The organism is Arthrobacter sp. Alg241-R88 (assembly GCF_900537115.1).
Classification (GTDB): domain Bacteria; phylum Actinomycetota; class Actinomycetes; order Actinomycetales; family Micrococcaceae; genus Arthrobacter.
Window position 1 is genome coordinate 288,238 of the sequence record NZ_UNRG01000004.1, and the last position, 25,586, is coordinate 313,823.

23 protein-coding genes are annotated in these 25,586 nt (G+C 64.8%); 14 read left to right on the forward strand and 9 right to left on the reverse strand.

The features are described from left to right. Nucleotides 1–3 precede the first annotated feature (3 nt). Complete coding sequence (locus G6R19_RS12045; protein ID WP_163165190.1) at nucleotides 4–621, forward strand: phosphatase PAP2 family protein; 618 nt, start codon at nucleotides 4–6, stop codon at nucleotides 619–621. Nucleotides 622–629: 8 nt separating this feature from the next. On the opposite strand, the gene G6R19_RS12050 is transcribed toward G6R19_RS12045, so the two are convergent. The 6 genes from G6R19_RS12050 to G6R19_RS12075 form a co-directional block, all read right to left on the reverse strand. Next, the gene (locus G6R19_RS12050) at nucleotides 630–965 is read right to left on the reverse strand and encodes a hypothetical protein (RefSeq protein ID WP_163165192.1); all 336 of its coding nucleotides are present in this window, start codon (nucleotides 963–965) and stop codon (nucleotides 630–632) included. A 157-nt stretch (nucleotides 966–1,122) separates the two neighbouring features. After that, nucleotides 1,123–1,551 carry a universal stress protein gene (locus tag G6R19_RS12055; protein ID WP_163165194.1) on the reverse strand — a complete coding sequence of 143 codons (429 nt, stop codon included), beginning with the start codon at nucleotides 1,549–1,551 and terminating at the stop codon, nucleotides 1,123–1,125. Between the two features lie 49 nt (nucleotides 1,552–1,600). After that, nucleotides 1,601–2,893 carry a PLP-dependent aminotransferase family protein gene (locus G6R19_RS12060; protein ID WP_163165196.1) on the reverse strand — a complete coding sequence of 431 codons (1,293 nt, stop codon included), beginning with the start codon at nucleotides 2,891–2,893 and terminating at the stop codon, nucleotides 1,601–1,603. A 79-nt stretch (nucleotides 2,894–2,972) separates the two neighbouring features. Then, on the reverse strand, nucleotides 2,973–3,725 hold the full coding sequence (locus G6R19_RS20415; protein WP_240341850.1) for a hypothetical protein: 753 nt from the start codon (nucleotides 3,723–3,725) through the stop codon (nucleotides 2,973–2,975). Between the two features lie 174 nt (nucleotides 3,726–3,899). Next, nucleotides 3,900–5,144 (reverse strand): non-homologous end-joining DNA ligase, encoded by a 1,245-nt coding sequence (gene ligD / locus G6R19_RS12070; protein WP_163165198.1) that lies wholly within the window; start codon nucleotides 5,142–5,144, stop codon nucleotides 3,900–3,902. A 143-nt stretch (nucleotides 5,145–5,287) separates the two neighbouring features. Next, nucleotides 5,288–5,845: an NADPH-dependent FMN reductase gene (locus G6R19_RS12075; protein WP_163165200.1), complete on the reverse strand. Its 558-nt coding sequence runs from the start codon at nucleotides 5,843–5,845 to the stop codon at nucleotides 5,288–5,290. 127 nt (nucleotides 5,846–5,972) lie between these two features. On the opposite strand from G6R19_RS12075, the gene G6R19_RS12080 reads away from it, so the two are divergent. From G6R19_RS12080 to G6R19_RS12110, 8 genes are all read left to right on the forward strand, one after another. Beyond that, on the forward strand, nucleotides 5,973–6,581 hold the full coding sequence (locus G6R19_RS12080) for a TetR/AcrR family transcriptional regulator (RefSeq protein ID WP_163165202.1): 609 nt from the start codon (nucleotides 5,973–5,975) through the stop codon (nucleotides 6,579–6,581). A gap of 353 nt (nucleotides 6,582–6,934) precedes the next feature. Continuing rightward, complete coding sequence (locus tag G6R19_RS12085; protein WP_163165204.1) at nucleotides 6,935–7,918, forward strand: ABC transporter permease; 984 nt, start codon at nucleotides 6,935–6,937, stop codon at nucleotides 7,916–7,918. Nucleotides 7,919–7,920: 2 nt separating this feature from the next. Further along, complete coding sequence (locus tag G6R19_RS12090) at nucleotides 7,921–8,910, forward strand: ABC transporter permease (protein WP_163165206.1); 990 nt, start codon at nucleotides 7,921–7,923, stop codon at nucleotides 8,908–8,910. Further along, complete coding sequence (locus G6R19_RS12095; protein ID WP_163165208.1) at nucleotides 8,907–11,144, forward strand: ABC transporter ATP-binding protein; 2,238 nt, start codon at nucleotides 8,907–8,909, stop codon at nucleotides 11,142–11,144. The genes G6R19_RS12090 and G6R19_RS12095 overlap by 4 nt, the downstream gene beginning before the upstream one ends. Before the next feature lie 52 nt (nucleotides 11,145–11,196). Continuing rightward, nucleotides 11,197–12,918 carry an ABC transporter family substrate-binding protein gene (locus G6R19_RS12100; RefSeq protein WP_163165210.1) on the forward strand — a complete coding sequence of 574 codons (1,722 nt, stop codon included), beginning with the start codon at nucleotides 11,197–11,199 and terminating at the stop codon, nucleotides 12,916–12,918. A 293-nt stretch (nucleotides 12,919–13,211) separates the two neighbouring features. Next, nucleotides 13,212–13,535, forward strand: a complete 324-nt coding sequence (locus G6R19_RS20420; protein WP_163166662.1) for a helix-turn-helix domain-containing protein — start codon at nucleotides 13,212–13,214, stop codon at nucleotides 13,533–13,535. Between the two features lie 50 nt (nucleotides 13,536–13,585). Then, a complete protein-coding gene (locus G6R19_RS12105; protein ID WP_240341851.1) occupies nucleotides 13,586–14,386 on the forward strand; it encodes an IS3 family transposase in 801 nt (266 codons plus the stop codon). A 104-nt stretch (nucleotides 14,387–14,490) separates the two neighbouring features. Beyond that, entirely contained in the window at nucleotides 14,491–15,561 is a 1,071-nt protein-coding gene (locus tag G6R19_RS12110; RefSeq protein ID WP_163165212.1) for a Gfo/Idh/MocA family oxidoreductase, read from the forward strand. Between the two features lie 102 nt (nucleotides 15,562–15,663). Here the strand turns inward: G6R19_RS12110 and ald are convergent, their stop codons facing one another. Next, nucleotides 15,664–16,782, reverse strand: coding sequence for an alanine dehydrogenase (ald, locus tag G6R19_RS12115; RefSeq protein ID WP_163165214.1), 1,119 nt, complete (start codon nucleotides 16,780–16,782; stop codon nucleotides 15,664–15,666). Between the two features lie 231 nt (nucleotides 16,783–17,013). On the opposite strand from ald, the gene G6R19_RS12120 reads away from it, so the two are divergent. Continuing rightward, nucleotides 17,014–18,231, forward strand: coding sequence for a PucR family transcriptional regulator (locus G6R19_RS12120; RefSeq protein WP_163165216.1), 1,218 nt, complete (start codon nucleotides 17,014–17,016; stop codon nucleotides 18,229–18,231). Here G6R19_RS12120 and G6R19_RS12125 read toward each other — a convergent pair. Next, entirely contained in the window at nucleotides 18,194–18,637 is a 444-nt protein-coding gene (locus G6R19_RS12125; RefSeq protein WP_163165218.1) for a helix-turn-helix domain-containing protein, read from the reverse strand. The two genes, G6R19_RS12120 and G6R19_RS12125, sit on opposite strands and share 38 nt — an antisense overlap. Nucleotides 18,638–18,738: 101 nt before the next feature. Here G6R19_RS12125 and G6R19_RS12130 point away from each other — a divergent pair, with 101 nt between their 5' ends. Further along, nucleotides 18,739–19,521 (forward strand): alpha/beta hydrolase, encoded by a 783-nt coding sequence (locus G6R19_RS12130; RefSeq protein WP_163165220.1) that lies wholly within the window; start codon nucleotides 18,739–18,741, stop codon nucleotides 19,519–19,521. A gap of 34 nt (nucleotides 19,522–19,555) precedes the next feature. On the opposite strand, the gene ptsP is transcribed toward G6R19_RS12130, so the two are convergent. Continuing rightward, nucleotides 19,556–21,241, reverse strand: coding sequence for a phosphoenolpyruvate--protein phosphotransferase (ptsP, locus tag G6R19_RS12135; protein ID WP_163165222.1), 1,686 nt, complete (start codon nucleotides 21,239–21,241; stop codon nucleotides 19,556–19,558). Between the two features lie 161 nt (nucleotides 21,242–21,402). Between ptsP and G6R19_RS12140 the strand changes: the two genes are divergently transcribed. From G6R19_RS12140 to G6R19_RS12150, 3 genes are all read left to right on the forward strand, one after another. Then, a complete protein-coding gene (locus G6R19_RS12140) occupies nucleotides 21,403–22,131 on the forward strand; it encodes a TetR/AcrR family transcriptional regulator (protein WP_163165224.1) in 729 nt (242 codons plus the stop codon). An 84-nt stretch (nucleotides 22,132–22,215) separates the two neighbouring features. Continuing rightward, complete coding sequence (locus tag G6R19_RS12145) at nucleotides 22,216–24,288, forward strand: PTS mannitol transporter subunit IICBA (RefSeq protein WP_163165226.1); 2,073 nt, start codon at nucleotides 22,216–22,218, stop codon at nucleotides 24,286–24,288. Beyond that, a complete protein-coding gene (locus G6R19_RS12150) occupies nucleotides 24,288–25,451 on the forward strand; it encodes a mannitol-1-phosphate 5-dehydrogenase (protein WP_163165228.1) in 1,164 nt (387 codons plus the stop codon). The genes G6R19_RS12145 and G6R19_RS12150 overlap by 1 nt, the downstream gene beginning before the upstream one ends. Nucleotides 25,452–25,586: the final 135 nt, after the last annotated feature.

Sequence of the window (25,586 nt, forward strand, 5' to 3'; positions counted from 1 at the left end):
GCAGTGGTCATTAACGCCGGTCGTATCCGTGCCAAAAACCGGGCAGCCAGATGGATCACGGAGCTGTTGCAGCCGCCAGCGGTGGTGAGTGTGCAGTTGTTGATCAGCCCCCTGACGCAGGCCGGCTTCCCCGGAACGATGGCCTACGGCGCCCTGGCGGCGCTGTTCGTCTGCGTGATCCCGCTGGTCCTGCTGCTGGTCCTGGTGAGGCTGGGCAAGGTCACCGACCACCACGTGAGCGACCGCCAACAGCGGGCGCCCGTACTGCTGATGGCGCTGGCGTCGATTGTTGCCGGGCTTCTGGTGCTGTACGCGGCAGGAGCTCCTGAGAGCGTCGTGGCCATGGTCCTGGCCGTGGTGGCCGGGGTGGTTGTGCTGGCGGGCGTGAGCCCATTCTGGAAGATCAGCGGGCATGCTGCCGCAATTTCGTCTTCTGCAGTGATTGCCGTGCTGATGCTCGGAGCCCCGTGGCTTCCGCTGCTGCTGCTGATCCCCGCTGTGGGCTGGTCGAGGGTGGTGCTGCGCGCCCACACGCTGGCGCAGGTGGTTGCCGGTTCATTCTTCGGCGGGGCGGTGATGGCCGGAATCTGGTGGGCACTGCAAGGCTGGATGGTGCCGTAGGGACTGCCTCAGTAGATGGCGTAGGCCGAGAGCATTTCAACCGCGGTGGGGTCCGCCATTGTTCCAAGGGCAACCGCTGCTGTCACCATCAGCGCGCCCATTCCCGCAGCCACGGCCCCGCAGACCGTCAGAATCTTCCAGTCCTCGCGCATCACGCTGCCCACTGTGGCGGGAAGCTCCAGCCCCGGGGCGATTAGGTTCGGCGCGCTGTCCACGGTCCCATCGTCCAGCAGTGCCACCACCCTGCCGTTGCTGCGGTCGACGCGCATGGAGCAGATGTGGTTTCCGTGTCGGGCCAGGAGGATGTCGTGGCCTACGAGCTGGCGGCGCTGGAGAGTGATCAATGGTGCCCCTTGGATAATCGTGGATGCTGGGTGGCCACTCCATTGGGGGCTTATCCAATTTTATCGTTGCGTTCGAGGCCTCAGTGGTGTAACTGGCGTGAGAACAGACACTCCCCGTAGCGACCTTTGCCACCACGGGGAGTGTCCGGGGTAACGATTAGTCGGCGTCGTACGTGTTGGCAATGTAAACGTCGCACGGTGCATTGTGGGCAACGCTGTTCGCCACGCTCCCGAGCACGCGCCCAATGCCCTGCATCCTGCGGTTTCCGACCACAATAATGCGGGCTTCCATCCGCAGCGCCTCCTTGATCAGGGCGTCGGCCGGGCGGCCACGGGCAGCCGAATAGGTCACCTTGATGTCCCGGCCCAGGGATTCCGCCACGGTGCGGGCCACGTGCTCAGCGGCGTCGGCGTCGGAGACGATCCACTGGTCGCTGCCGCTGCCGAAGACCTCCGTGCGGTCGCTGTCGAAGGCTGAGACGACGTGAAGCGAGGCGCCCAGTGCCACGGCGAGGTCCCGGGCGGACTCCGCCGCCTTTTTGGCTGTACCGCTGCCGTCAACCCCTACAACGATGATTCCGCTCATGTGTTGCTCCTTTGCTTGGTTAATGCGGCGTAAGTCAGTGAGCCCAAGGCTACAGTCCGGCGATGGCTTCCCGCAGTACCGGCGCCAGCCGCCGCACGCCTTCCGTGATGGCCTCCGGCGGCACCGCACTGAAGGCGAGGCGCAGCTTGTTGGACGGCTCGTCCGACGGCGTGAAGGCGGCGCCGGGGATAAACACCACTCCGGCGTCGATCGCCTTGTGCAGCAGCGGGTAGGTATCCACTCCTTCCGGCAGGGTCACCCAGACGAAGAATCCGCCCTCCGGGCTGGTCCAGCTGGTACCGGCGGGCATGTGCGCCTCCAGGGCAGCGAGCATTGCCCGGCAACGCTCCGCGTACAGGCCACGGTACGTTTCGATCTGGCCCCGCCAGTTGTAGTCGCGCAGGTAGGCGGACACCAGCATCTGGTTGAGGGCGGGCGGACAAAGGGTTACAGCTTCGGCCGCAAGGTAGTACCGGCGCTGCAGGTGTTCGGGCACCAGGGCCCAACCGATGCGGAGTCCGGGAGCGAAGATCTTGGAGAACGAGCCCATATAGATCACGTCCGCAGGGTTGTCGGCGCGAAGGGGCGGCAGCGGTTCTCCGTCGAAGCGCAGGAGTCCGTAGGGGTTGTCCTCGAGGACCAGAATATTCGCATTGCGGCATATGTCCACGATCTTCTGCCGCCGCTCCCGGGCGAGGGTAATTCCGGAGGGATTGTTGAAGTTTGGGATGGTGTACAGGAATTTGACGCTCTTTCCGGCGAGCTGGAGAGCTGCGATCTTGGCCTCAAGAAGGTCCGGAACGAGGCCCTCCCCGTCCATCTCCACCGTTTCCACCTGGACCTGGTACGCCTCAAAGGTATTCAGCGCGCCCACGTAGGTTGGGTCTTCCACCAGCACCACATCTCCGGGGTTGCAGAAGACCTTGGTGGCAACGTCCTGGGCGGACTGCGAACCTGCTGTGATCACCACGTTCCGGGGGAGTGCGTCGAGGATGCCCTCAGCGGCCATCACTTCGCAAATCTGGGTTCGCAGCTCTTCGGTGCCCTGGCCGCTGCCGTACTGGAGGGCCGCCAGCCCGTCCTCGGCGATGATGGTTGCGGCAGTGGCGGCCAGCCGGTCAAGGGGGAGGGACTGCAGGTAGGGACTTCCACCCGCGAGGGAAACCAGCCCGGGGCGCAGGGAGATATCGAAGACGTCCCTGACGGCGGACTGGCGGATATTGGCGGCGCGCTCTGAGAAGAGTTCCTCATGGCGGTGGGCGGACGTTGCCGCCCGCTCGATGGCATCAATGGCTTCGGCAGGCAGCGTCTGTGCTGCGGCGTCGAGTGTCTCGTGGCTCACATGAATCAGGATACAGCCGAGTGTTGCTGGATAGGCAACACTCGTTGAGTAAAGATGTACCGGAGCGGCCACCCGCCTGTTAGTGCTGCCGCAACGCCTCGGCCAAGGTGCGCCCGTTGATATGGATCTCCGCCCGGATAGCTCCAACTGCCGAGACCGCCGTCTGTGTCAGCTGGGCTTCCACCCGCGGGAGGTCGCAAACACCTCCCATGCTGAGCGTCCCGGCGAGGTACACCGTGACGGTGGTGCCATCGAAGCTTCCCGAAAGGAACGTCAGATCCGAGCCCTGGAGCGCGTTGTACACCTCCGGAGACGGCCGTGACGGGGCTGCATCAGCCGGCGTCTCCAGCAGCGCGCGCACGGCGGCGGGGAGCGGGTCCTCTCCGGCGGAACTGGTATGGGCTACGCCCACCAGGCTGTCATTGCAACCGAACCGCACGCCGTTGCTGCCGCCGTCGTCCAGGAGCACATAGTAGGCGGTCACCGTCTGCAGGGCGGCCGGACTGCCCGAGGGAACCGGCTCGGATGGAACGGGGTCCTCGGACGGTGATACTTCCGGCGTTTGCGAAGCCGCGGGCGTGCCCCGGGGGGTGGTCCTGGCCGGGCCGGGCGGGACCACTCCCGGCGTCACCCCGATTGTGCCTTCAGGAGGCGGAGACTGCGGCTGGGGAGCCGGCGCAGGGGGAGCGGGTGCAGGGCTGGGGGTGACGCCGGCTCCGAGCAGGGGTTCCGGGGAAGGCGGCGGTGTTTGTTGAGGGGGCGGACTGACGCAGGCGGCGGCCCACAGCGGAAGCGCCAGTGCGGATGCTGCTACCAGGGCGCGCGCACCCATTATCCGCTTTCCAGCAATCGGCCCTCTTGCCATCCCTGCACCGCAATCCCGTCCCGGTACGTCCGTGGATTAACGTTACGGCTGGCCCGTCTGCCAAAGAATGTCCACGAGGTACCGGTTGGGATAAGAGTTGATCACGGCACGGGAGGCCGGAGGGGGCTGGGCAGGCTCCGTTCAGGATCCCGGGCGCCCCGGCCATTCCCTGCCCGCCCAGGGGTCGTAGTCGGCGATGAGTTCCTCCTGCGGCGGCCGCTCCGGCTCGGGAACGTGCTGCAGGTTCACCCTTACCCGGTACCAGAGCGAACTCGATCCGCGCATTCCGTCCACCAGCACATCTGCAGGGTGCAGGGCCGGGACGAGGTCCGGATGCCGGGACTTCCATTCGTCGAGCGCCGCGAGGGCCTCAGGCTTGGTTTTGGTGCGGGCCACTTCGATGAGCGGCATCACCGACTGCCGGCGGCCGGAGCCGTCACCGCTGCGCGGCGCTTTCTCCGCAGGCCCCAACTCCGCTGCGAGGGCCAGGAGCCTGTCCAGTTTTCCTGCGGCCTTGTCGATCCCTGCATGGGGGTCACCCACGTCCTTGAAGCGGCCGGGCACTGTGAGGACCGTGAACTGGTCGGGACGGGCGGAGCGCACCTCATCCCAGGACAGCGGCGTTGAGACCCGGGCGTCGGGGAGGGGCCGGACGGAATATGCAGATGCCACCGTGCGGTCCTTGGCGTTCTGGTTGAAGTCCACGAACACGCTCTCGCCGCGCTCCTCCTTCCACCACCGGGCGGTGGCGAGCCCGGGGGCCCGGTTTTCGACTTCGCGCGCAAGGGTCTCCGCGGCGAGCCGCACGTCACGGTAGGACCATTCCGGCGCGATGCGCACCAGGATGTGAAGTCCGCGGGAGCCGCTTGTCTTCGGCCAGCCCACCAGTCCCATGTCCCCGAGTACCTCCCGTGCCACATAGGCGACATCCACGATTTGTGGCCAGTCCACGCCCGGCATGGGATCGAGGTCAACCCGAAGCTCATCGGGATGCTCGAGGTCCTCCGCCCTTACGGGATGCGGGTTGAGGTCCAGGCAGCCAAGATTCACCACCCACGCCAGTCCTGCGGCATCCCGGATTACAGCCTCCTCGGCCGACGTGCCGGACGCGTAGTGCAGGGTGGCCGTGTCGATGAAGTCAGGGCGGTTCTCGGGCACGCGCTTCTGGAAGAACGGCTCAGCGTCAATGCCCTTCGGGAAACGCTTGAGCACCATGGGCCGCCCGCCGGCGCCGCGGAGCGCGCCATTCGCCACCGCAAGGTAGTACCCCACCAGGTCCAGCTTCGTGACCCCGGGCCCGGGGAACACCATTTTGTCCGGGCTTGAGATGCGGACCTCAGCGCCGTCGATGTCGAGGATCTCGGCCGGGGTCTTCGAGGGCGTCATTCCGTCACGCTAGCAACGATTGGATTTCCCAGCCAGAGTTCGGCGGGACGCAGTGTGCCGGACGCACCGGCGGGGTGAACGCAGCGGCGCAGCTTAAACAGCTGTGCCCGGCGCATTATGCACCGGGCACCGCGGAAGGCTGGTTATGCTGCAGGCTGGGAAGCTGCGAGGGCATCAAAAACGCCCTTAATCTGCTCCACAACCTCTGCATCGTCCTTCGGGTGGACTTCGGCGAAGCGCACCATTGAACCCGGCACTGCGAGCTTAACGTCCTCGAGGATCTGGGCGCCGGCGATTCCTGCTGCCTTGCGGGCCTCGTCCTGGGCCCAGACGCCACCGTACTGGCCGAAGGCAGTGCCGACGACGGCGGTGGGCTTACCGGCGAGGGCTCCGGCACCGAAGGGGCGGGACAGCCAGTCGATGGCGTTCTTCAGTGCTGCGGGTACAGTGCCGTTGTGCTCCGGGGTGACCAGGAGGAGCGTGTCGGCGTCGTTGGCTGCGGCGCGCAGGGCGGCAGCAGCGGCAGGAACCTGGCCTTCGACGTCAATGTCTTCGTTGTAGAAGGGGATGTTGCCAAGGTTTTCGTGGATGACGACGTCCACCTGCTCCGGCGCGTTCAGCTGGATTGCTTCAGCCAACTTCTGGTTGGTGGATTCGGCGCGGAGGCTGCCGACGAGGGTGAGTACGGTGCTCTTGGTCATGGGAACTCCTGGGGTAGGGGCGGCGGGAGGGGGCCGCCGGCCGGGTAATAGCTGAGGCTCTTACTGCCTTCACCCATCTAAACGGACTGCGGTCCGGTTCTTATTCCCGAGGTCTAGAATATGGAATGTGAGCTTCATCCCATTGCGTCCGCGACTATCGCCGGGCGAGGCGGTGGAACGCAGCGATGCCGCGCGGAATCGGGAGCGCCTGCTCGACGCTGCCCGGGACCTCATCGGCGAGTGCGGGGCAGAAGCACTGACCATGGACCGGCTCGCCGAGCACGCAGGGGTGGGCAAAGGCACCGTATTCCGCCGCTTTGGCAGCCGTGCCGGGCTCATGCTCACCCTCCTGAGCGAGTCCGAGGCCGCCTTCCAGGCCCGCTTTATGTTCGGACCTCCACCCCTGGGCCCCGGCGCGCCCGGACTGGAACGCCTGATTGCTTTCGGCGTGGAGCGGATTGCCTACGTGATGGAGTTTGGTGACCTGGCGCTCGCGGCGGAGAACTCCTCCCGGGGCCGCTTTGAAGTTCCCGCTGCTGCCCTGTGGTACCGCCATATCGAGGTGCTGCTCAGGGAGGAGGGGTTCGCGGCCGACCCTTGGCTGATGGCACGCTCGCTGGGCGCCACCCTGGCACCGGACCGGCTCCTAAATCTGGTTCGCGTGCATGGAGTGAGCAGTGACCGGCTCAATAACTCGTGGCGGGAGCTTGTCACACGGGTTGTCACCGCTTCCTAGACTTAGCCCCTCATTGTTCCTGCGCCGTGTCACACCAAATTTACAGAATTATTCATAACGATCTGATACGGGCAGGTGGGTTTGCCCACAACCAGCCCTTTTTGGGGAGCGGCTTGTGATAGTTTCCTCTGGAATGTGACCCGCGACATAGTCCACCAGGGCTAGGCCTGCAAAGGCTGCGGGAGCCCAGCTACCGCTGGCAGAGGACCCGATGAGGCGGCACAACCCCCGCTGATCCGGGGATAACGGAAGGATCCAGCACGTGATTGTTGATTTGCCCAACAGCCTGGCCCGCCTGCTGACACCGCGGGTTTTTACCGTCCAGCTGCCGGCGGCGAAGCTGAACTAGCGCCATGCTCAGGTACCTCGCCAAGCGCGGCATCACGTACGTTTTTATGATCTTCCTGACCACGTCGGCGGGATACTTCCTGGCGGTCAGCTCCCTCAAGCCCGCGCTGCTGGAGCAGGAACGGATACCCCGTCCCACCCCGGAGCAGGTGGCAAACTCGATGCGCCTCAAGGGCCTGGACCCGGACCTGAGCCCGTGGGAGCGCTACGTGGAATGGCTGACTGCCATCGTTACCCGCTGGGACTGGGGCCGCAGCCCCAACGGTGCGTACATCAACGCCGAGTTCGGGGACCGGGTATGGATCTCCACCCGGCTCTTCCTGGCCTCCATCATCCTGACGCTCGTCATCGGCGTGGCACTCGGGGTCTATTCGGCAGCACGCCAGTACAAGTTCCAGGACCGCGCCATCACGTCCTACAGCTACCTCGCCTACATCGTGCCTGCCCCCATTGCGTACTTCCTGGTGCAGCTGGGCGCCATCAACATCAATGAAACCGTGGGGGAGCGCATCTTCTTTGTCACGGGCATTTCCACGCCCGGAATTGAGCCGGGTTGGGCGCAGTTCGTGGACATGCTGGCGCACTACGCGGTTCCGACCGTCGCCATCACGCTGGTGGGGTGGGGTTCGTACCAGATTGCGCAGCGCCAATACCTCCTGGACAACGTGAACGCCGACTTTGTCCGGACCGCCCGGGCCAAGGGGCTGACCCGGAACCAGGCGATCTCCCGGCACGCTTTGCGGGTCTCGTTCATTCCCGTGGCCCAAAGCATCGCCTTCACCATCCCGGCCATCTTTGCCGGCGGCTTCTTCGCGGAGAAGATCTTCGCCTGGCCCGGTGTGGGCTCCTGGAGCATCGACGCCATCTCGCTCCAGGACGTCAACGCCGCCACGGCCACGCTGGCCTATGGTTCCGTTATTTTCGCCCTGGGGGCCATCCTGGCGGACTTCGCCACCACCCTCGTTGACCCTAGAGTGCGGGTGCAGTAGCCATGACCAACCTCAACGCCGTTGACCCGGCCGCAATCGCACAGGACGCGCACCTGGAAAACGCCGATGTCATCATCGGCAAGAACACCATCATCTTCCGCCGTTTTATGCGCAACAAGACGGCCGTAACAGGCCTTGCCATTTTCCTGGCCCTGACCGTTTTCTCCTTTGTCGGTGGCTACTTCACCCCGTGGGACAAAGAGACCATCGATCCCTTCAACATCGGTATGCCTCCCTCCGCCGAGCACTACCTCGGAACATCCCAGGCAGGCATTGACCTCTACGCCATGACGGTCGAAGGCACCAGGATCTCCATCCTGATCGGCTTGATCGTGGGGCTTGTCTCCGTCCTCATTGCCGCCGTCTATGGGTGCACCATGGCCTACTTCGGCGGCAAGGTGGACAAGGTGATGCTCTTCGTCCTTGAAGCGCTCATCATGATGCCTGCACTGCTGGTGGTAGCGGTCGCCACCAGCGGGGGAGGGGAAGGGCTGAAGCGGGACCTGCCCTCCTGGCTGCTGCTGATCATCGTGCTGCTGGTCTTCAGTTGGATGGGCACAGCCCGGCTGATCCGGTCGCTGTCCATGTCCCTGATGCAGCGGGACTACGTCAAAGCCGCCCAGTACATGGGTGTCCCGCCGCGCCGGATCGTCTGGCGGCACCTGGTTCCCAACATCGGGTCCCTGCTGGTCCTCGACATTACCCGCGGCGTCACCGGCGCCATCCTTGCGGAGGTGGCCTTCTCATTCATCGGCATCGGCATCAAAGTTCCGGACGTCAGCCTGGGGGTCCTCATCGGCGCTGCCACATCGCAGGTACAGACCTTTCCCTGGATGTTCTGGGTGCCGTTGACCGTGATGTTCCTGCTGACAGGCTCTCTGGCCATGATGAACGACGGACTGCGGGACGCCTTCGATCCGAGCTCCAGCTCAAGCGGCAGCGCCAAAAAACGCAGCGCCCTGAAAACCCGTGTTAAGGGGAAGTCCTCATGAGCAGCGAAATTGCCGCCGGCCACGCCGAACAGCCACAGTCAACAGTGGAGCGGCTGCACGTCGCCGGCCTTCACGCGCCAACGGACGCAGTCCTCTCTGTCCGCGACCTGAACGTCCGTTTCAACACAGAGAACGGCGTCGTCCACGCAGTCCGGGGCGTTGATTTCGATCTCCTGCCTGGAAAGACGCTGGGCATCGTGGGTGAATCGGGCTCCGGCAAATCGGTTACGTCCCTGGCCATCATGGGGCTCCTCCCCAGCACGGCGGAAATATCCGGGTCCGTCCGGCTCAAAGGCAAGGAATTGCTGGGCCTCAGCGATAAAGCCATGTGCGAGTACCGCGGCAACGAACTGGCGATGGTCTTCCAGGACCCGCTGTCTTCCCTGACACCGGTGTACACCGTAGGCACCCAGATTGTGGAAGCGCTCACCATCCATAACCCCACGATGAGCAGGCAGGCAAAAGAAGCCCGCGCCGTCGAACTCCTGGCCATGGTGGGCATTCCGAGCCCCAAGGACAGGCTGAAGGCCTTCCCGCACGAGTTCTCCGGCGGCATGCGCCAGCGGGTGATGATTGCCATCGCGATCGCGAACAACCCGCGCGTCCTCATCGCTGACGAGCCGACGACGGCCCTGGACGTCACCATCCAGGCGCAAGTGCTGGAGGTGCTGCATACCGCCCAGGAGGAGACGGGCGCCGCCGTCGTGATGATCACGCACGACCTGGGCGTGGTGGCCGGGATGGCCGACGACATCATGGTGATGTATGCCGGCAAGCCCGTGGAGACGGGCGCGGTGGATGACATCTACTACAACCCGCGGATGCCCTACACCATGGGATTGCTCGGTGCCGTGCCGCGGGTCGACGTGGCGGAGAAGTCGTCCCTGGTGCCCATTGAGGGCATGCCGCCCAACCTGATCCACACACCCACCGGCTGCTCTTTCGCACCCCGCTGCCCACTGGCCACCGACGCCTGCCTGGACGGTGAGCCGGTGTTGGCGGCGGTACCCGGAAGTGCCCTTCACCGCGCCGCCTGCATCAAGTCCGGGTCCCTGGGCAGCGACGTCGACGTCCACGACGTCTTCTCGGCCCCGCCGGTGGCGGTGTCCCGCTTTGATGCCATTCCGCGTGCGGAACGCTCCACGGTCCTGCAGCTCAAGGACGTGCGCAAGCACTTCCCCCTGACCAAGGGTGCGCTGCTGAAGCGCCGGATCGGCACGGTCAAGGCCGTGGACGGTGTCAGCTTCGACATCCGCGAAGGTGAGTGCTTCTCGATCGTGGGCGAGTCCGGTTCCGGAAAGACCACCACCCTGCTGGAGATCATGGAGTTCCACAAGGACCAGGACGGCGAGGTGACGATTGGCGGCATCAGCAATAAGCAGGCTGCCGATGCCCGGACCAAGAGTGCCATGCGGCGCGAGATGCAGATGGTGTTCCAGGACCCCACCGGGGCGCTGGATCCGCGGTTCACGGTCTACGAAGTCCTCGCCGAGCCGCTTCAGAACGCCGGCATGGACAAGCAGGCCATCAGGACACGCATCATGGAACTGATGAAGCTGGTGGGCCTGCAGCCGGACCACGTCAACCGCTTCCCCAACCAGTTTTCCGGCGGACAGCGCCAGCGCGTCGGCATTGCCCGTGCCCTGGCCGTGAATCCGAAGCTGGTGGTCCTGGACGAACCTGTCTCCGCCCTTGATGTTTCCGTCCAGGCCGGCGTGATCAACCTCCTGGACAAGCTCCGTGCCGAGCTGGGCCTCAGCTACCTGCTGGTGGCCCATGACCTTTCGGTGGTCCGGCACATCTCCAACCGCGTGGCTGTTATGTACCTGGGCAAGATTGTGGAGATCGGTGAAGTGGACCGGGTGTTCGACAACCCCCGCCACCCCTACACCCGGGCCCTGCTCTCGGCCATCCCGGTGCCGGACCCGCAGGTGGAGAAGACCAGGGAGCGGATCATCCTGCGGGGCGACCTGCCCTCCCCGCTGGACGCCCCCAAGGGCTGCAACTTTGCCACCAGGTGCCCCGTCTTCGCGGCGCTGCCCCCTGCGAAGCAGGAAAAGTGCCTTACCCTGGAGCCCCCGCTGGAACCGGTGGCACCCTCGGCAGCGGCCCAGGCCCTGGCCGCCCAGCCACTGCCGGCCCTGGACCAGCGCTTCGCCTGCTTCTTCCCGGACGGGGAACTGGACGAGGACATGCTGGTAGTCCACGAATCATCGGACCACCATGCACCGTAAGTTTTTTCGACCCATCACCAGCATCACCACCTGCAACAACGAAGGGAACACCATGAGGAAACTGAACAAGATCGGCGGAGCGGCGGCCATTGCTGCTGCTCTGGCGCTGACTGCCTGCGGCAGCGGCGGTGGCGGGGCCACCGGGCCGGAAACGGCAAAGGGGCAGGAAGCAGGCAGCGACCTGTCCAAGCTCATCAGCGTTAACGAAAAGCCCGCCGCAGATCTTGAACAGGGCGGCAAGGTCACCCTTCCGCTGGGCAACATCGGCCCGGACTTCAACGGCTTCTCGAACAACGGCAACAGCGCAGACAACTCGGCGCTGCAGATTCCCATGAACCCTGTCGCGGTAAACAGTGGCGGCATTGGCGGTTGCTGGAAGCTTGACTTCGAGGGCAAGGCGTCGCCCAATAAGGACTTCTGCGAGGAGGTCACAAACGAAGTCAAGGATGGCAAACAGACCATCACCATCAAGGTCAACGAGAAGGCCACCTACAACGACGGCACCCCCATCGACGTTAAGGCCTTCCAGAACACCTGGAACATCCTGAAGAGCCCCGATGCCGGCTACGACATCGTCTCCTCGGGAGCGTACGAGTTTGTTGAATCCGTCGAGGCCGGCAGCAGCGACAAGGAAATCATTGTCAAGACCAGCCAGCCGGTGTACCCGCTGGAGGACCTGTTCTTCGGCCTGATCCACCCCGCTGTGAACACTCCGCAGATCTTCAACGAAGGCTTCAACGGGGAACTGCATCCGGAGTGGATGGCAGGCCCGTTCAAGCTGGACCAGTACGATACCGCAGCCAAGACGGTAACCCTGGTGCCCAACGATAAGTGGTGGGGCAACAAGCCGGTCCTGGAAAGCGTAGTGTTCCGCCAGCTTGAGACCAGCGCCCAGATCGCTGCCTTCAAGAACGGCGAGATCGACGCGATGTCCGCCAACACCGTCTCCTTGTACAAGCAGCTGGACGGTACTAAGGACTCAGAGGTCCGGCGCGGCCAGCGCCTGTTCGCCGGCGGCTTGAATCTCAACGCCCAGCGCATCACCGATGTTGCTGTCCGCAAGGCGATCTTCGCGGCAGTGGACCGTGAGGCCCTCCGCAAGGTGCGGTTCAACGGACTGAACTGGGAAGAGCCCAGCTCCGGCTCCATGATGCTGCTGCCATTCTCCGAGTACTACCAGGACAACTATCCCGTGAAGGAAACCGGTCCGGACGCCGCCAAGAAGGTGCTCACCGATGCCGGCTACACTGCCAACGCCAACGGCATCATGGAGAAGGACGGCAAGCCCGCCGCGTTCAAGATCAGCAACTTCGGTGACGACCCAACGACGCTGGCCGTCGCGCAGACCCTGCAGAAGCAGCTCCAGGCCGGCGGCATGGATGTTGGTATCGACCAGCGGGCCTCGGCCGACTTCGGCAAGGTCCTGGGCTCGCGTGAATTCGACCTGAGCATCTCCGGCTACACGGTCGGTCCGGACGCCACGTCCGCCGTCAAGCAGTACTACGACTCCAAGACCAACGAAAACCAGCTGGGCGATGCCGAACTGGACAAGAAGATCGCCGATCTCGCGTCCATCGAGGACAACGCCGAGCGCAACAAGGCGGCGATGGAAGTTGAAAAGGAGCACATGGCCAAGTACTACTCCATGGGCGTAGTCTTCAACGGCCCGCAGATCTCCTTCGTCCGCACCGGCCTGGCCAACTACGGCCCGTCCCTGTTCCAGAGCCTGTCCCAGGTTCCGGACTGGACCACCCTCGGCTGGGAAAAGAAGTAGCCCCACCCCCGGGACGCTCTCTCACTTAATGCGGATTTTCCGGCAACGCTCTCTCACTTTCTTTGAGGAAGTGAACTGCTCCCCGGAAGTTGGACTGAGAAATTCAGTTCCGACTTCCGGGGAGCAGTTTTATGCGTGCAAGTAGTTCATTATCTGAGGCGCAGCGTGAGGCGGCTGTAGCGTTGTTTGAGAGGGGTATCGGGTATCGGGCGGCGGCTCGTTTGCTGGATGCGCCTTGGGTGCCGGTCAGGGCACTGTATGGGCGGTGGAGGATTCATGGGCAAGGAGTGCTGGTGAGCAGGCCGGCGAAGTCGTACTCGTTCGAGTTCAAGCTGGCCTTGGTGCAGCGATTCCTCGCGGGCGAGCCCGGCCCGGAGCTGGCGGTGGAGGCCGGTTTGGCCTCCCGTGAGCTGCTGCAAAAGTGGGTCAGGGCGTATCGTCTGGAGGGTGAGGACGGGTTGCGGCCAAAGCCCAAAGGCAGACCCCGGAAACCTGATGCCCTGCCACCTGCGGAGCTGCCCGAGCTTGAGCGGTTGCGGCGGGAGAACGAGCGGCTGCGCGCCCAGGTGGCGTACCTGGGAAAACTGCGGGCCTTGAGGGAACAGGGACGACGGTAAAGGTTCAGGCCGTCGTTGCCCTCAAGGCTGACTATCCGCTTGGCGTCCTGTTGGACGTCGCCGGGCTGGCGAGATCCACGTTCTTCTATCACCAGCTCCGGCTCTATAGGCCCGATCCGAAAGAGAAGCTCAAAGCGGCGGTCACGGAGATCTTCGAAATGAACCATGGCCGGTACGGGCATCGGCGGGTCCATACGGAGCTACTCAAGCAAGGGTGGACGGTCGCGAAGAAGACCGTGTTGCAGCTGATGCAGGCACTCGGGTTGGCCTGCAAGGTCCGGCGCAGGAAGCGCTACAACTCCTACCAGGGCGACCAGGGCGCGGTAGCGCCCAACGTGCTGAATCGGGAATTCGAGGCTGATGCACCGAACCAGAAGTGGGTAACCGATGTGACGGAGTTTCACGTCGGTGACCGGAAGCTTTACCTCTCACCGGTCATGGACCTCTTTGACCGGCAGATCATTTCTTACTCGCTGGGCTTGTCCCCGAACCTCGCGCTCACCAACGATTCACTGCGTGAGGCCCTGACTTCTCTGAAGCCGGGTCAGCAGCCGCTGGTGCACTCGGACCAAGGTTTCCAATACCGTCACGCCTCTTGGCGCACCCTCATCGAGAACGCCGGCGCGGTCCAATCCATGTCCCGCAAGGGCAATTGCTACGACAACGCCGTGATGGAGAACTTCTTCGGCCACCTGAAGGAAGAACTTTTCCACCACGTCCGCTTCCTCAACACCGACGCACTGGCACCTGCAATAGAGGAATACATCCACTGGTACAACAACAAAAGAATCTCCACAAAGCTCAAGGGCCTGAGCCCGGCGCAATACCGGGCCCAGACCCTTGCAGCCTAGAATCCCATTTAGCCAGTCCAACTATCGGGGACCAGTTCAAAGTGAGAGAGCGTTGGCCTTTAAGGGGCATTAAGTGAGAGAGCGTGCCGGAGTACCGTAGCCCTATGACTGACTCCGCCGCTCCACGCACTATCCGCACGGCCGTCGTCGGCTACGGCCTGTCCGGCAGCGTCTTCCACGCGCCCTTGATCGGGACGGACGCGCGCTACTCGCTGGACGTCATCGCCACGTCCAACGTGGAGCGGCAGAAGGCGGCCACTGCCCGCTACCCCGGCGTGAGGACAGTGCACGACGGCGATGCTGTCCTGGCGCGCGCTGCTGACCTTGACCTCGTGGTCCTGGGCACCCCGCCGGCCACGCATTACCCGCTCGCCAAGGCAGCGCTGGAAGCCGGCCTGGATGTGGTGGTGGATAAGCCATTTGCGGTGACCAGCGATGAAGGACAGGAGCTTGTTGCCCTCGCCCAACAACGGGGCCGGGTGTTGACGGTGTTCCAGAACAGGCGGTGGGACGGGGACTTCCTGACGCTCCGGAAACTCCTGGCGGCGGACGCCGTGGGGAAGGTGACTAGGTTTGAGTCGCGGTTCGAACGGTGGTCTCCCGCCATCGCCAAGGCGTGGAAGGCGCATGCCACCGCCTCGGACGGGGGCGGCGTCCTGTTCGACCTCGGCAGCCACCTGATCGACCAGGCGCTCCTGCTGTTTGGTCCCGCGATGGTGGTCCACGCCGAGCTGAGGGCGCGGCGCGTGGACGAGCGGGCGGACGACGACGTCTTCCTGGTGCTGCGGCACACCTCCGGAGTGCTGAGCCACCTCACAATGAACATGCTCTGCGCGCAGCAGGGCCCGCGGTTCCGGGTGTTGGGTTCCGTTGGCGGCTTCACCAAGAACGGCGTGGATCCGCAGGAGCCGTACATCGTTGCCGGCGGCAGCCCCCTGGACGCGGAGTACGGCGAGGAGGCACCGGAGTGGGCAGGGCTCCTGGGCCGCGACGGCCACCTGGATGCCCTCCCCACCGAGCGGGGCGCCTACCCCGAGTTCTACCGGCTCCTGGCGGACAAAATCCTCGACGGCGGAACGGCCTCAAAGCTGCCGCTCCCAGTAGACCCGGCAGACGCCGTCGAGGTCCTCAAATTAATAGAAAAGGCACGCGAACTGGCTTCGGCGAGAAGTTAACTACGAGCGCTGAACGACAGACATCCGGCAGCGTGCGTCAGAGCGACGAAGGAGCAGCACGCCGAGGATGTGTGTCGTTCAGCGCAGCGGGACGAGTTAGACCTACGCAGAAACCAGTTCGTGCCAGTCCGCTACGAGGGGCAGGTGGTGCGCTTCGGATACGGAGTGGTGTGCAACGTGGCCAGCCGCGATGTTGAGGCCTGCGGCGAGGGCGGGGTCGCGGTCGAAGGCGGCCTTGACGCCGAGGTTGGCCAGGGACACGGCGTACCGCAGTGTCACGTTGGTCAAGGCGTAGGTGGAGGTGTTGGGCACGGCGCCGGGCATGTTGGCCACGCAGTAGAAGATGGTGTTGTGAACCTTGTACGTGGGTTCCTGATGCGTGGTGGGACGGGTGTCCTCGAAGCAGCCGCCCTGGTCCACGGCGATATCCACCAAGACTGAACCGGGCTTCATGCGGGCAACCAGTTCGTTGGTTACCAGCTTGGGGGCCTTGGCACCGGGGATGAGGACGGAGCCGATTACCAGGTCGGCGTCCACGACGGACTTTTCGATCTCGTAGGAGTTCGATGCCACCGTTTTCAGCCGGCCCTGGTACTGGGCGTCCAGCTCGCGCAGGCGGTTGATGTTGATGTCCATGATGGTGACGTCGGCGCCCAGGCCCAGTGCCATGGCTGCCGCGTTGGTTCCGGCCACGCCGGCGCCCAGGACAACTACCTTTGCGGGCCGGACGCCGGGCACGCCGCCCAGCAGAACGCCCTTGCCGCCGGCGGGGGCCATCAGCGAAGCGGCGCCCACCTGGACGGAGAGCCGGCCTGCTACCTCGGACATGGGGGCCAGCAGCGGGAGGGTGCGGCCTTCCTGGACGGTCTCGTAGGCGATGGCGGTGACGCCGGAGTTGATGAGCTCGCGGGTAAGTTCCGGCTCGGCGGCGAGGTGGAGGTAGGTGAAGAGGATCAGGCCCTTGCGGAAGCGGTGGTACTCGGCCTTGATGGGTTCCTTGACCTTCATCACCATGTCGGCACGTGCCCAGACGTCGTCGGCGTCGTTGACGATCTCGGCGCCGGCGATGGCGTATTCCTCGTCCGTGATGCCCGAGCCCAAGCCTGCGCCGCGTTCCACCAGCACGGTGTGGCCGTGGGTGCGGAACTCGTGGACACCGGCGGCGGTGATGGCCACCCGGAATTCGTTGTTCTTGATTTCTTTGGGGACACCGATGATCATCGTGGGCTCCAGGTTCTCGGCTGGTAAGCCGGAAAGTGCGGAAGATTGTGTGTTTCCACGATAAATCCGATTGTGAGCCAGCTGACATGGGAAGCGACGGGTGGTGAAGTAAAAACCGCGTCATTCCGGGGATCCAAGCGCAAGCGGATCGACATTTGTCCAGCCCTAGGGCGTCAGGTGTCGCCTCGTGTCCGTTCGTCCCGGCCAGCGCAAAGGCAGTAGTGTTGGGCCATGCAGCAGGGCGTGGAGCAACTGGTTGAGCAGGTGGCGCAGAAACTGGGCCGTGGCTTGTCCCTGGAAGACCTGGACGGCGTGCTGCTGGCTTACAGCTCCAACCAGTCCCACGCCGACCGGGTCCGCGTGAACTTCCTGCTCAGCAAGAAGGTACCGGCCGATGTCAGCGCATGGCAGCTGTCCCATGGTATTGCCACGGCCGTCCGCCCCGTCGCGGTTCCCGCAAACCCGCACCTTGGGATGCTCGGCCGCGTCTGTGTCCCGCTGATGGTCCGCGGCTTCCGGGTGGGTTACCTCTGGGTGCAGCAGGACTCCGTGGAGGAGAATCCGACGTCGATCCTCACGCAACTGCCGACGGTCACCAATGAGCTCGAGATGCTCTCCGGTCTGCTGCTCGATTCGAACACCGCCGAGTCCGAATTCCGGCGCGGGCGGGAGCGGGAATTCCTTTCAGCTTGTGCGGGGGAAGCAAATGCGGTGGCGGCGGTGGCCGGCTGGAAAGAGGTTCAGGGCCGCGGGCCGTGGCAGATGGTTACAGTGCTCGACGCCGACGGGTGGGCGGGTGGGCCGGATCCCATCGCCTCAACCCTGATCCACCGTTCGGCAGCGCTCCAGGCAACGGTGGGTGTTGATGCCGCCCTTTTCAGCGCCGGGACGGAGACCCACTCCGTGGTGCTGTTCCGCGAGTCATCGGGCCGCGCAAACCACGCCCAGGTCCTGGTCCACTACCAGCTGGAGCTGGCAAAGCGCTCCGGACGGCCGGTTCACCGCATCATCTTAGGGATCAGCGAAGGGTTTGCCCGGCCGCGGGAGCTCGCCGAGGCCTACCGGCAATCCAAGCTCGCCGCACAGGCCGCCGCAGTGGACGCCCAGCTCGGGGAACTCGTGGACTGCCGGTCCACCGGCGTCTATCAGCTGCTGGCCTCTGCCGGGGGCGGTGCGGGGGCATGGGCTGACTCCGGGTCCGTCTACTTCCGCATGCTTGAGGACCACGACCGCAACGGCGAACTGATCCCGGTCCTGGAACTGCTGTACGACAACGACGGTTCCGTCCAGGACGTTGCCGCCAAACTCCACCTGCACCGCAGCAGCATCTACAACAGGCTGGGCCGGATCCGGCAACTGCTGGGGGTGGACCCGCTGAAAGGTATGCCCCGCCTGGAACTCCACGCTGCCCTCAAGATGCGGCGCTGGGCCCTTCGCCCCCGGATCTGACGTCCCCGTCAGCCTGGTCCGCGGCCGCCTTTTTCTGCCGGTCCTTCTTCTGCCCCTCCAGCCACGCCATGATCGCCGCAAGGGGAATCCGCCGGTGGCTGCCCCGGTATTCCACAGGAATCTCGCCGCGGTCCGTCATGTTGCGCAGGTAGGTGTGCGAGATTCCCGCCAGTTCTGCAGCCTTTGACGTGGTCAGCATTTCCTCCACGCTGCTGACGGTCACAGCCTCGCCGCGGCTGAACCGCTGCAGGAGGTCAACGACGGCGTCCCTCGCCAGGGGCGGCAGGCGGTGGACAGTGCCGTCCACGAAAACGGTGATGTCGTCGCTGCCGGCCAGGGCCTGCTGCAGCTTTACGGCGTCTTCGGGCGGAAGGGCGCCGGCCATCCTGGGAGCAATCAGTGCCATGGCCCCAGCCTACCGGTGGATCACCGGCCTGCCGATGTGACCGGTCCACCGTGCGACCCGGCCTGCCGGTGCCTTTCGGGCTCCGGCGGTATGCTCGGCTGATGGCATTAACTGGTGGCCGGGACGTTGAATCCGGCGGTTTACAGGGAAGGCTCTATGCCTCCGTCCAGCCGGCAGAGTTGGGAGCGCGGCCCACGTATGTGCTGCTGCACGGCATCGGTGTCTCCCACCGCTATCTGGCCCGGCTTCACGAGGAACTGGCAAAAGCAGCGGACGTCTACTCCTTCGACCTGCCCGGCTTTGGGAAGTCGTCAAACCCCGGGCGCCAACTGCAGGTTGAAGAGTTCGCTGCCTTCGTAGGGGACGTCCTGACGGAGTCCGGGGTCCACAATTACGTGCCGGTGGGCCACTCGATGGGCACCCAGTTCGCAGTCGAACTGGCCCTGCAGGAACCCGAACGGGTGGCCGGTGCCGTGCTGATGGGTCCGGTGGTGGAAACCAGCAGGAAGTCGACGGCCAGGCAGGCGGTGGCACTCACGCGCGACGCCATGTTCAGCGAGTCCCTGACCTCCAACGCCATCGTGTTCAGCGACTACCTCCGGGCCGGCCCGCGCTGGTACCTGACAGAACTGCCAGTAATGATGGAATACCCGTTGGAGGAACGGCTGGCCGCTGTCAGCCAGCCCGTGCTGGTGCTCCGCGGCACCCGCGACCCAATTGCCCGCCGGCCCTGGTGTGTGCACCTCGCCGAGGTGGCCCAGCAGGGAACAATGGCCGAGATTCTGGGCCAAGGCCACGTCTTTCAGCACACTGCCCCCGAGATAGCGGCCCAGGCCATCAGTGGCTGGGTCCGGGCCGTGAACGGGTTCGGCGTTACGGCCTAGCAGGCCCCCGCCGGCAGGGCGGGGGCCAGCCGGGTCAGAGCCCCAGTTCCTCCAGGACGGGCAGCTTTTCGCGCACCCACGCCCGCGCCTCAGTCGCGCTGGGGGCGGACAGGGCAAGCTTGGCGAGCTGCTGCGCTTCCTCGAAGGTCACCGTCTTCAGCACGGCTGCGACAGCGGCGAGGGAGCGGGCCGTCATGGACAGCGTGCTCACGCCGAGGCCGGTAAGGACGACGGCGAGCGCCGGGTCCGCGGCTGCCTCGCCGCAGACGCCCACGGGTTTGTTGTTGCCCTCGGCGCGTGATCCCTCCACCGTCAGCCCCACCAGGCGCAGGACGGCCGGCTGCCAAGGGGTATTGAGGTTGGCGAGCGGGCCGAGCTGGCGGTCCGCGGCCATGGCGTACTGGGTGAGGTCGTTGGTGCCAAGGCTCGCGAAGCCCACTTCGCGGAGGATGGCTTCCGCCGTAAGGGCAGCGGAAGGAACCTCCACCATGACGCCGGGGGTCTTGATGCCGGCATCAGCGCACATGGAGGCAAAACGGGCAGCCTCTTCCGCCGTCGAGATCATCGGGGCCATGACCCACACGTCCGCTTCGGACTGCTTTTCCGCCAGCGCGATGGCTTCCAGTTGGCGGTCCAGGACGCCGGGGGTGGTGAAGTCGGTGCGGTAGCCGCGGACGCCGAGGGCGGGGTTGGGTTCGGTGGAGTCGGTGAGGAAGGGGAGCGGCTTGTCGGCGCCGGCATCGAGCGTCCGCAGGACCACTTTCTTGCCCGGGAAGGCATCAAAGACCTTCTTGTAGGCAAGGGCCTGCTCTTCAACGCTGGGTTCGGTGTCGCGTTCCAGGAAGCAGAACTCGGTGCGGAACAGCCCCACGCCTTGGGCGCCGAGCTTGGCTGCCGCCTCCGCGTCCTTGCCGCCGCCCACGTTGGCGAGCAGCGGGACCAAGTGGCCGTCCGCCGTCGCGCCCGTGCCGCTGAACTCGGCCAGCAGGGAAGCCGTGGCCGCCCACGCCTCTGCGGCTGAGCGCAAGGCTTCGTCCGGCTCGGAGGTGACAGCGCCGGCGGCGCCGTCCAAGTACACTTCCGTGCCGTCCGGGAGTTCGTCCACCCCTACTGCCGCGACGACGGCGGGCAGGCCGAGGGAACGGGCGATGATCGCAGTGTGGGACTGGGGCCCGCCGCCTGAGGTCACCAGGGCCAGGACCTTGTTCGGGTCCAATGTGGCGGTGTCCGCCGGGGCCAGGTCCTCGGCCACCAGGACGAACGGGGTGTTTGAACCCGGGATTCCGGGCGCGGGCACGCCCCGCAGCTCGGCGACGATCCGCGCGCGCACGTCGAGGACGTCGGTGGCGCGCTCGGCCATGTAGCCGCCCAGGTTGTGCAGCATTTCGGAAACGGAGGAGCCGGACTCCCAGATGGCGCGTTCGGCCGATGTTCCGCGGGCAACGAGCTTGGCGGCGCCCTTGATCAACATGGTGTCCTTGGCCATCAGTGCCGTGGCTTCCAGGACTGCCTTGCCGTCCCCGGTGGCATGGGCGGCGCGCGCTTTGAGCTCATCGTGCACGGCCTGCGAGGCCGCCTTCAGCGCTGCTGTGGCTTCCTCGGCGGTGGTGCCTGCTGCCAGCTGCTCGCCGGCCGGAGGCTCGCTGATGGGTTTGGGCATCTGCCGGACGGTGCCGATAACGCGGCCTGGGCTGACGCCTACTCCTGGGAAGTTCTGCACTGAAGGTCCTCATTCTCTGCCGGTTGCCAGGCTCGCCGGTATTGTCCGGCGCCATGCCGGTCCGCCGGAGGACTGCTACGTCCGGAGGCGGGAAACGTGCCTGAAAAAATTGTATGTGATTCAGTTCATATAGCATTGCTATAGGTGCTAGGGTAGCGGTTATGAGTTTGGATGGCCAGCTTCCCCCCAAGATGCGGCTGCTGCGCGCAGCCGCCGAGCTGCTGGCAAACTCTGCGGGAGCACCGGTTTCCACCCGCCAGATCACCCAGCGGGCAGGGGTGACGGCTCCCACGCTGTACCACCACTTCGGTGACAAGGAAGGGCTGTTCGACGCCGTCGTCGCCGCAGGGTTTGAAGAGTATGTTGCGGGCGAAAGGGATTTCGCCCCCTCCGGACAGCCGCTTGAGGATATCCGGAGAATGTGGGACAACCACGTGCAGTTCGGGCTCAACCAGCCGGAGCTGTACCTGGTGATGTTCGGCAACATCCGCCCGGAAAGCCGCCCCGCCATCGTTGCCGATGCCGAGGCGCTGATGGAGGAGATGCTGAACAAGGCAGCGGTGGCAGGCCAGCTGAACGTCCAGCCCCGGGAGGCGGCCAGGTCCATCCTGGCCGCGAACGTGGGTGTGACGTTGATGCTGATTGCGGAGCCCGCCTCCGACCGGAACCTCGAATTGTCCACCATGACCCGGGACGCCATGATTTTCGCGGTGTCCGCCGAGCCGGCCAGCGGCGCGGCCCCGGGTGACACCGGGAAATCATCGGTGGTGGTGGCAGCGATCGCCCTGAACGCCGCACTTCAGGCCTCGCACTCAGACCAGCTCTCCAGCTCGGAACTCAAACTCTTCCTCGAATGGCTTCACCGCATCTCCACCAGCCCGGCCGGCTGAAAAGCGCCAAACAGTTCCATCAGTACGTCGTCGTAAGTATCGGACCATCCTGCGGAGCAGCGGGAATGACGGTTAGGAAAGCACATGGCAACAGAGACAGTTGCAAAACCCCGCACCAGCATGCGGGTTGGCGTCCAGAAATTCGGGACGTTCCTGTCCGGGATGATCATGCCCAACATTGGCGCCTTCATCGCCTGGGGCATCATCACAGCCCTCTTCATTGAGAAGGGCTGGCTGCCTGTTCCCCAGCTGGGCGGCTTCGGCGAGACAAACGGGGTGCCGAACACCGGCCTGGTGGGACCAATGATCACCTACCTGCTGCCGCTGCTGATCGGCTACACCGGCGGCAAGATGGTCTACGACGTCCGCGGCGGCGTGGTGGGCGCCATCGGCACCATGGGTGTGATTGTGGGTGCCGGCATCCCCATGTTCATCGGTGCAATGATCATGGGCCCGCTGGGCGGCTGGACCATGAAGAAAATCGACTCGATCTGGGACGGTAAGATCCGCCCCGGCTTCGAGATGCTGGTCAACAACTTCTCCGCCGGAATCTGGGGCGGACTGCTGGCCATGCTGGGCTTCTATGGCATCTCGCCGCTGGTTTCGGCGTTCAGCACCGGCGCGGGCAACGTGGTGCAGTTCCTGGTCAACAACGGCCTGCTGCCCCTGACCAGCATCTTCATCGAACCGGCCAAGGTGCTCTTCCTCAACAACGCCATCAACCACGGCGTGCTCACCCCGCTGGGCGTTCAGCAATCGCTGGAGCAGGGCAAGTCCATCCTGTTCCTGCTTGAAGCCAACCCCGGCCCCGGCTTCGGCATCCTGTTGGCCTACATGTTCTTCGGCCGCGGTGCCGCCAAGGCCTCCGCTCCCGGTGCCGCCATCATCCACTTCCTGGGTGGCATCCACGAGATCTACTTCCCGTACGTGCTGATGCGTCCGCTGCTGATCCTGGCTGCCATTGCCGGCGGCATGACGGGCATCGCCACCTTGGCCATCACCGGTGCAGGCCTGGTGGCTCCGGCCGCCCCGGGTTCCATCATCGCCGTTCTCGCCCAGACCTCCCGCGACAGCTACGTGGGCGTCATCCTGGCGGTCCTCCTGGCCACCGCGGCGTCCTTCCTGGTGGCCTCGGTCATCATGAAGACCACCAAGCACAGTGATGAGGGCGACCTCAGCGCGGCCACGTCCCGCATGGAGCAGATGAAAGGCAAGAAGAGCTCCGTGTCCTCCACCCTGACCGGCGCAGGTTCCGCTGCCGGTGGCGGCGGGGTTGCTGTTCTGGCCGGACCTGTCCGGAACATCGTGTTCGCGTGCGACGCCGGCATGGGCTCCAGTGCCATGGGCGCCTCGGTGCTGCGGAACAAGATCAAGGCGGCCGGGTTCCCGGACGTGAAGGTCACCAACGCCTCCATCGCCAACCTCAACGACGACTACGACGTTGTGGTCACCCACCAGGACCTGACCGAACGCGCCAAGCCGGCCACCTCCAGCGCCGTGCACTATTCCGTTGACAACTTCATGAGCAGCCCGCGCTACGACGAAATCGTGGAGCTGGTCAGGGAGAGCAACACCGACGGTTCCGCTGCAACGGAAGGCCCGGACGCCGGCGCGGGAACACCGGGCGGAGCGTCCGCATCCGGACCAGCGACCGGAATAGCGGCTGGAACTGCAGCTGGGGGAGCCGTCGGAACGTCCGAAGCCGAACCCGCAGGGACCGGAACGTCCGAAATCCTGGCCCGCGAGAGCGTAGTGCTCCGCGGAACAGCCACCACCCGTGATGCCGCCATCGACGAAGCCGGCCGGCTCCTGCTGGCCCGCGGCGCGGTGGATGAGGACTACGTCAGGGCCATGCACGAGCGGGAGCAGTCGGTGTCCACCTATATGGGCAGCTTCCTGGCCATCCCGCACGGCACCAACGCGGCCAAGGACCACATCCGGAAGTCCGCGGTGTCCGTCATCCGTTACCCGGAGGGCATCGACTGGAACGGCAAGCAGGTCAAGTTCGTGGTGGGCGTTGCCGGCATCAACAACGAACACCTGCACATCCTGTCCTCCATCGCGAAGGTCTTCACCAACAAGGAACAGGTGGCCCGGCTGGAGGCCGCCACGTCAGAGGACGAGGTCCTGGAGCTTTTCGGAAAGGTCAACGCATAGTGAAGGCGGTACATTTCGGGGCCGGAAACATCGGGCGCGGCTTTGTGGGCCTGCTCCTGCACAACGCAGGCTATGAGGTGGTGTTCGCCGACGTAGCGGAGGACCTCATCGCCGAACTCGCCAAGGCCGAGAGCTATGCCGTGCATGAAGTGGGGGAGAACCCTGCGGTGCGGACGGTGAGCAACTTCCGGGCGTTGAATTCCACCACGCAGGAGGCCGAGCTCGTTGCAGAAATTGCGACGGCGGACATCGTCACCACCGCGGTGGGCCCGCACATCCTGAAGTTCGTGGCGCCGGTAATTGCCAGGGGCATCGTTGTACGGGGGGCAGAACTGGCTCCGCTGCAGGTCATGGCCTGTGAGAATGCCATCAACGCCACGGACATCCTGGCCAAGGAAGTGGCCTCACAGCCGGGGGCCGCCGCCGGGGCGCTCGACGGCAAAGCGGTGTTCGCGAACACCGCAGTCGACCGCATCGTCCCTAACCAGGAAGCCGGCCAGGGACTGGATGTCACGGTGGAGACGTTCTACGAATGGGTCATCGACCGTACCGCTTTTGCCGGTGCCGCCCCCGCGATTCCGGGCGCCACCTTTGTGGACGATCTCTCGCCTTACATCGAGCGGAAGCTGTTTACGGTGAACACCGGCCACGCGTCGGCCGCCTACTTCGGGTTCGAGGCGGGCCTGGAGAAAATTTCCGACGCCATGGCAGACCAGGACGTTGCCGAGGATGTCCGGGCGGTGCTGGAGGAGACCAAGCAGCTCCTGGTTTCCAAGCACGGTTTCAGCAACGATGAGCAGGAAGCCTACGTCCAGAAGATCCTGGTCCGGTTCTCCAACCCGTACCTGCCTGACACAGTGCACCGGGTGGGGCGTGCCCCGCTGCGAAAGCTGAGCCGGCACGAGCGGTTTATCGGACCGGCAGCGGAACTGGCCGAACGGGGTGTGGTGCCGGAGGCGCTCCTTGGCGCCATCGCCGCTGCCCTCCGCTTCAACGATCCCGCCGATACGGAGGCAACAGAGCTTGCCGGGATTCTTTCCTCGGCCAGCCCGGCTGATGCCACAGCGAGGATCACAGGCCTGGAGCCCGCCCATCCGTTGTTCAATGCAGTCTCCACCCTGGTGGAGGAACGCCAGGCGGAGCTCGCCCAAACCCCCGCCTAGACGCTCTCTCACATCCTGCGGGTTTTTCGGCAACCCTCCTGCAATCACGACGCCGGCACTCACCTGAGTGCCGGCGTCGTTCTGTGTGATCTCTCCCACTTATGACTCAAACTGCCGTTCCCGCTTTGAAGTTAG

Bases quoted from the DNA above. Each gene is read 5' to 3' on its own strand.
- G6R19_RS12100 (WP_163165210.1), top strand. From the start codon at position 11,197: ATGAGGAAACTGAACAAGATCGGCGGAGCGGCGGCCATTGCTGCTGCT.
- G6R19_RS12085 (WP_163165204.1), top strand. From the start codon at position 6,935: ATGCTCAGGTACCTCGCCAAGCGCGGCATCACGTACGTTTTTATGATC.
- G6R19_RS12140 (WP_163165224.1), top strand. From the start codon at position 21,403: ATGAGTTTGGATGGCCAGCTTCCCCCCAAGATGCGGCTGCTGCGCGCA.
- G6R19_RS12145 (WP_163165226.1), top strand. From the start codon at position 22,216: ATGGCAACAGAGACAGTTGCAAAACCCCGCACCAGCATGCGGGTTGGC.
- G6R19_RS12090 (WP_163165206.1), top strand. From the start codon at position 7,921: ATGACCAACCTCAACGCCGTTGACCCGGCCGCAATCGCACAGGACGCG.
- G6R19_RS12130 (WP_163165220.1), top strand. From the start codon at position 18,739: ATGGCATTAACTGGTGGCCGGGACGTTGAATCCGGCGGTTTACAGGGA.
- G6R19_RS12095 (WP_163165208.1), top strand. From the start codon at position 8,907: ATGAGCAGCGAAATTGCCGCCGGCCACGCCGAACAGCCACAGTCAACA.
- G6R19_RS12075 (WP_163165200.1), bottom strand. From the start codon at position 5,845: ATGACCAAGAGCACCGTACTCACCCTCGTCGGCAGCCTCCGCGCCGAA.
- G6R19_RS20415 (WP_240341850.1), bottom strand. From the start codon at position 3,725: ATGGGTGCGCGCGCCCTGGTAGCAGCATCCGCACTGGCGCTTCCGCTG.
- G6R19_RS12110 (WP_163165212.1), top strand. From the start codon at position 14,491: ATGACTGACTCCGCCGCTCCACGCACTATCCGCACGGCCGTCGTCGGC.
- G6R19_RS12125 (WP_163165218.1), bottom strand. From the start codon at position 18,637: ATGGCACTGATTGCTCCCAGGATGGCCGGCGCCCTTCCGCCCGAAGAC.
- G6R19_RS12055 (WP_163165194.1), bottom strand. From the start codon at position 1,551: ATGAGCGGAATCATCGTTGTAGGGGTTGACGGCAGCGGTACAGCCAAA.
- ligD (WP_163165198.1), bottom strand. From the start codon at position 5,144: ATGACGCCCTCGAAGACCCCGGCCGAGATCCTCGACATCGACGGCGCT.
- ald (WP_163165214.1), bottom strand. From the start codon at position 16,782: ATGATCATCGGTGTCCCCAAAGAAATCAAGAACAACGAATTCCGGGTG.
- G6R19_RS12120 (WP_163165216.1), top strand. From the start codon at position 17,014: ATGCAGCAGGGCGTGGAGCAACTGGTTGAGCAGGTGGCGCAGAAACTG.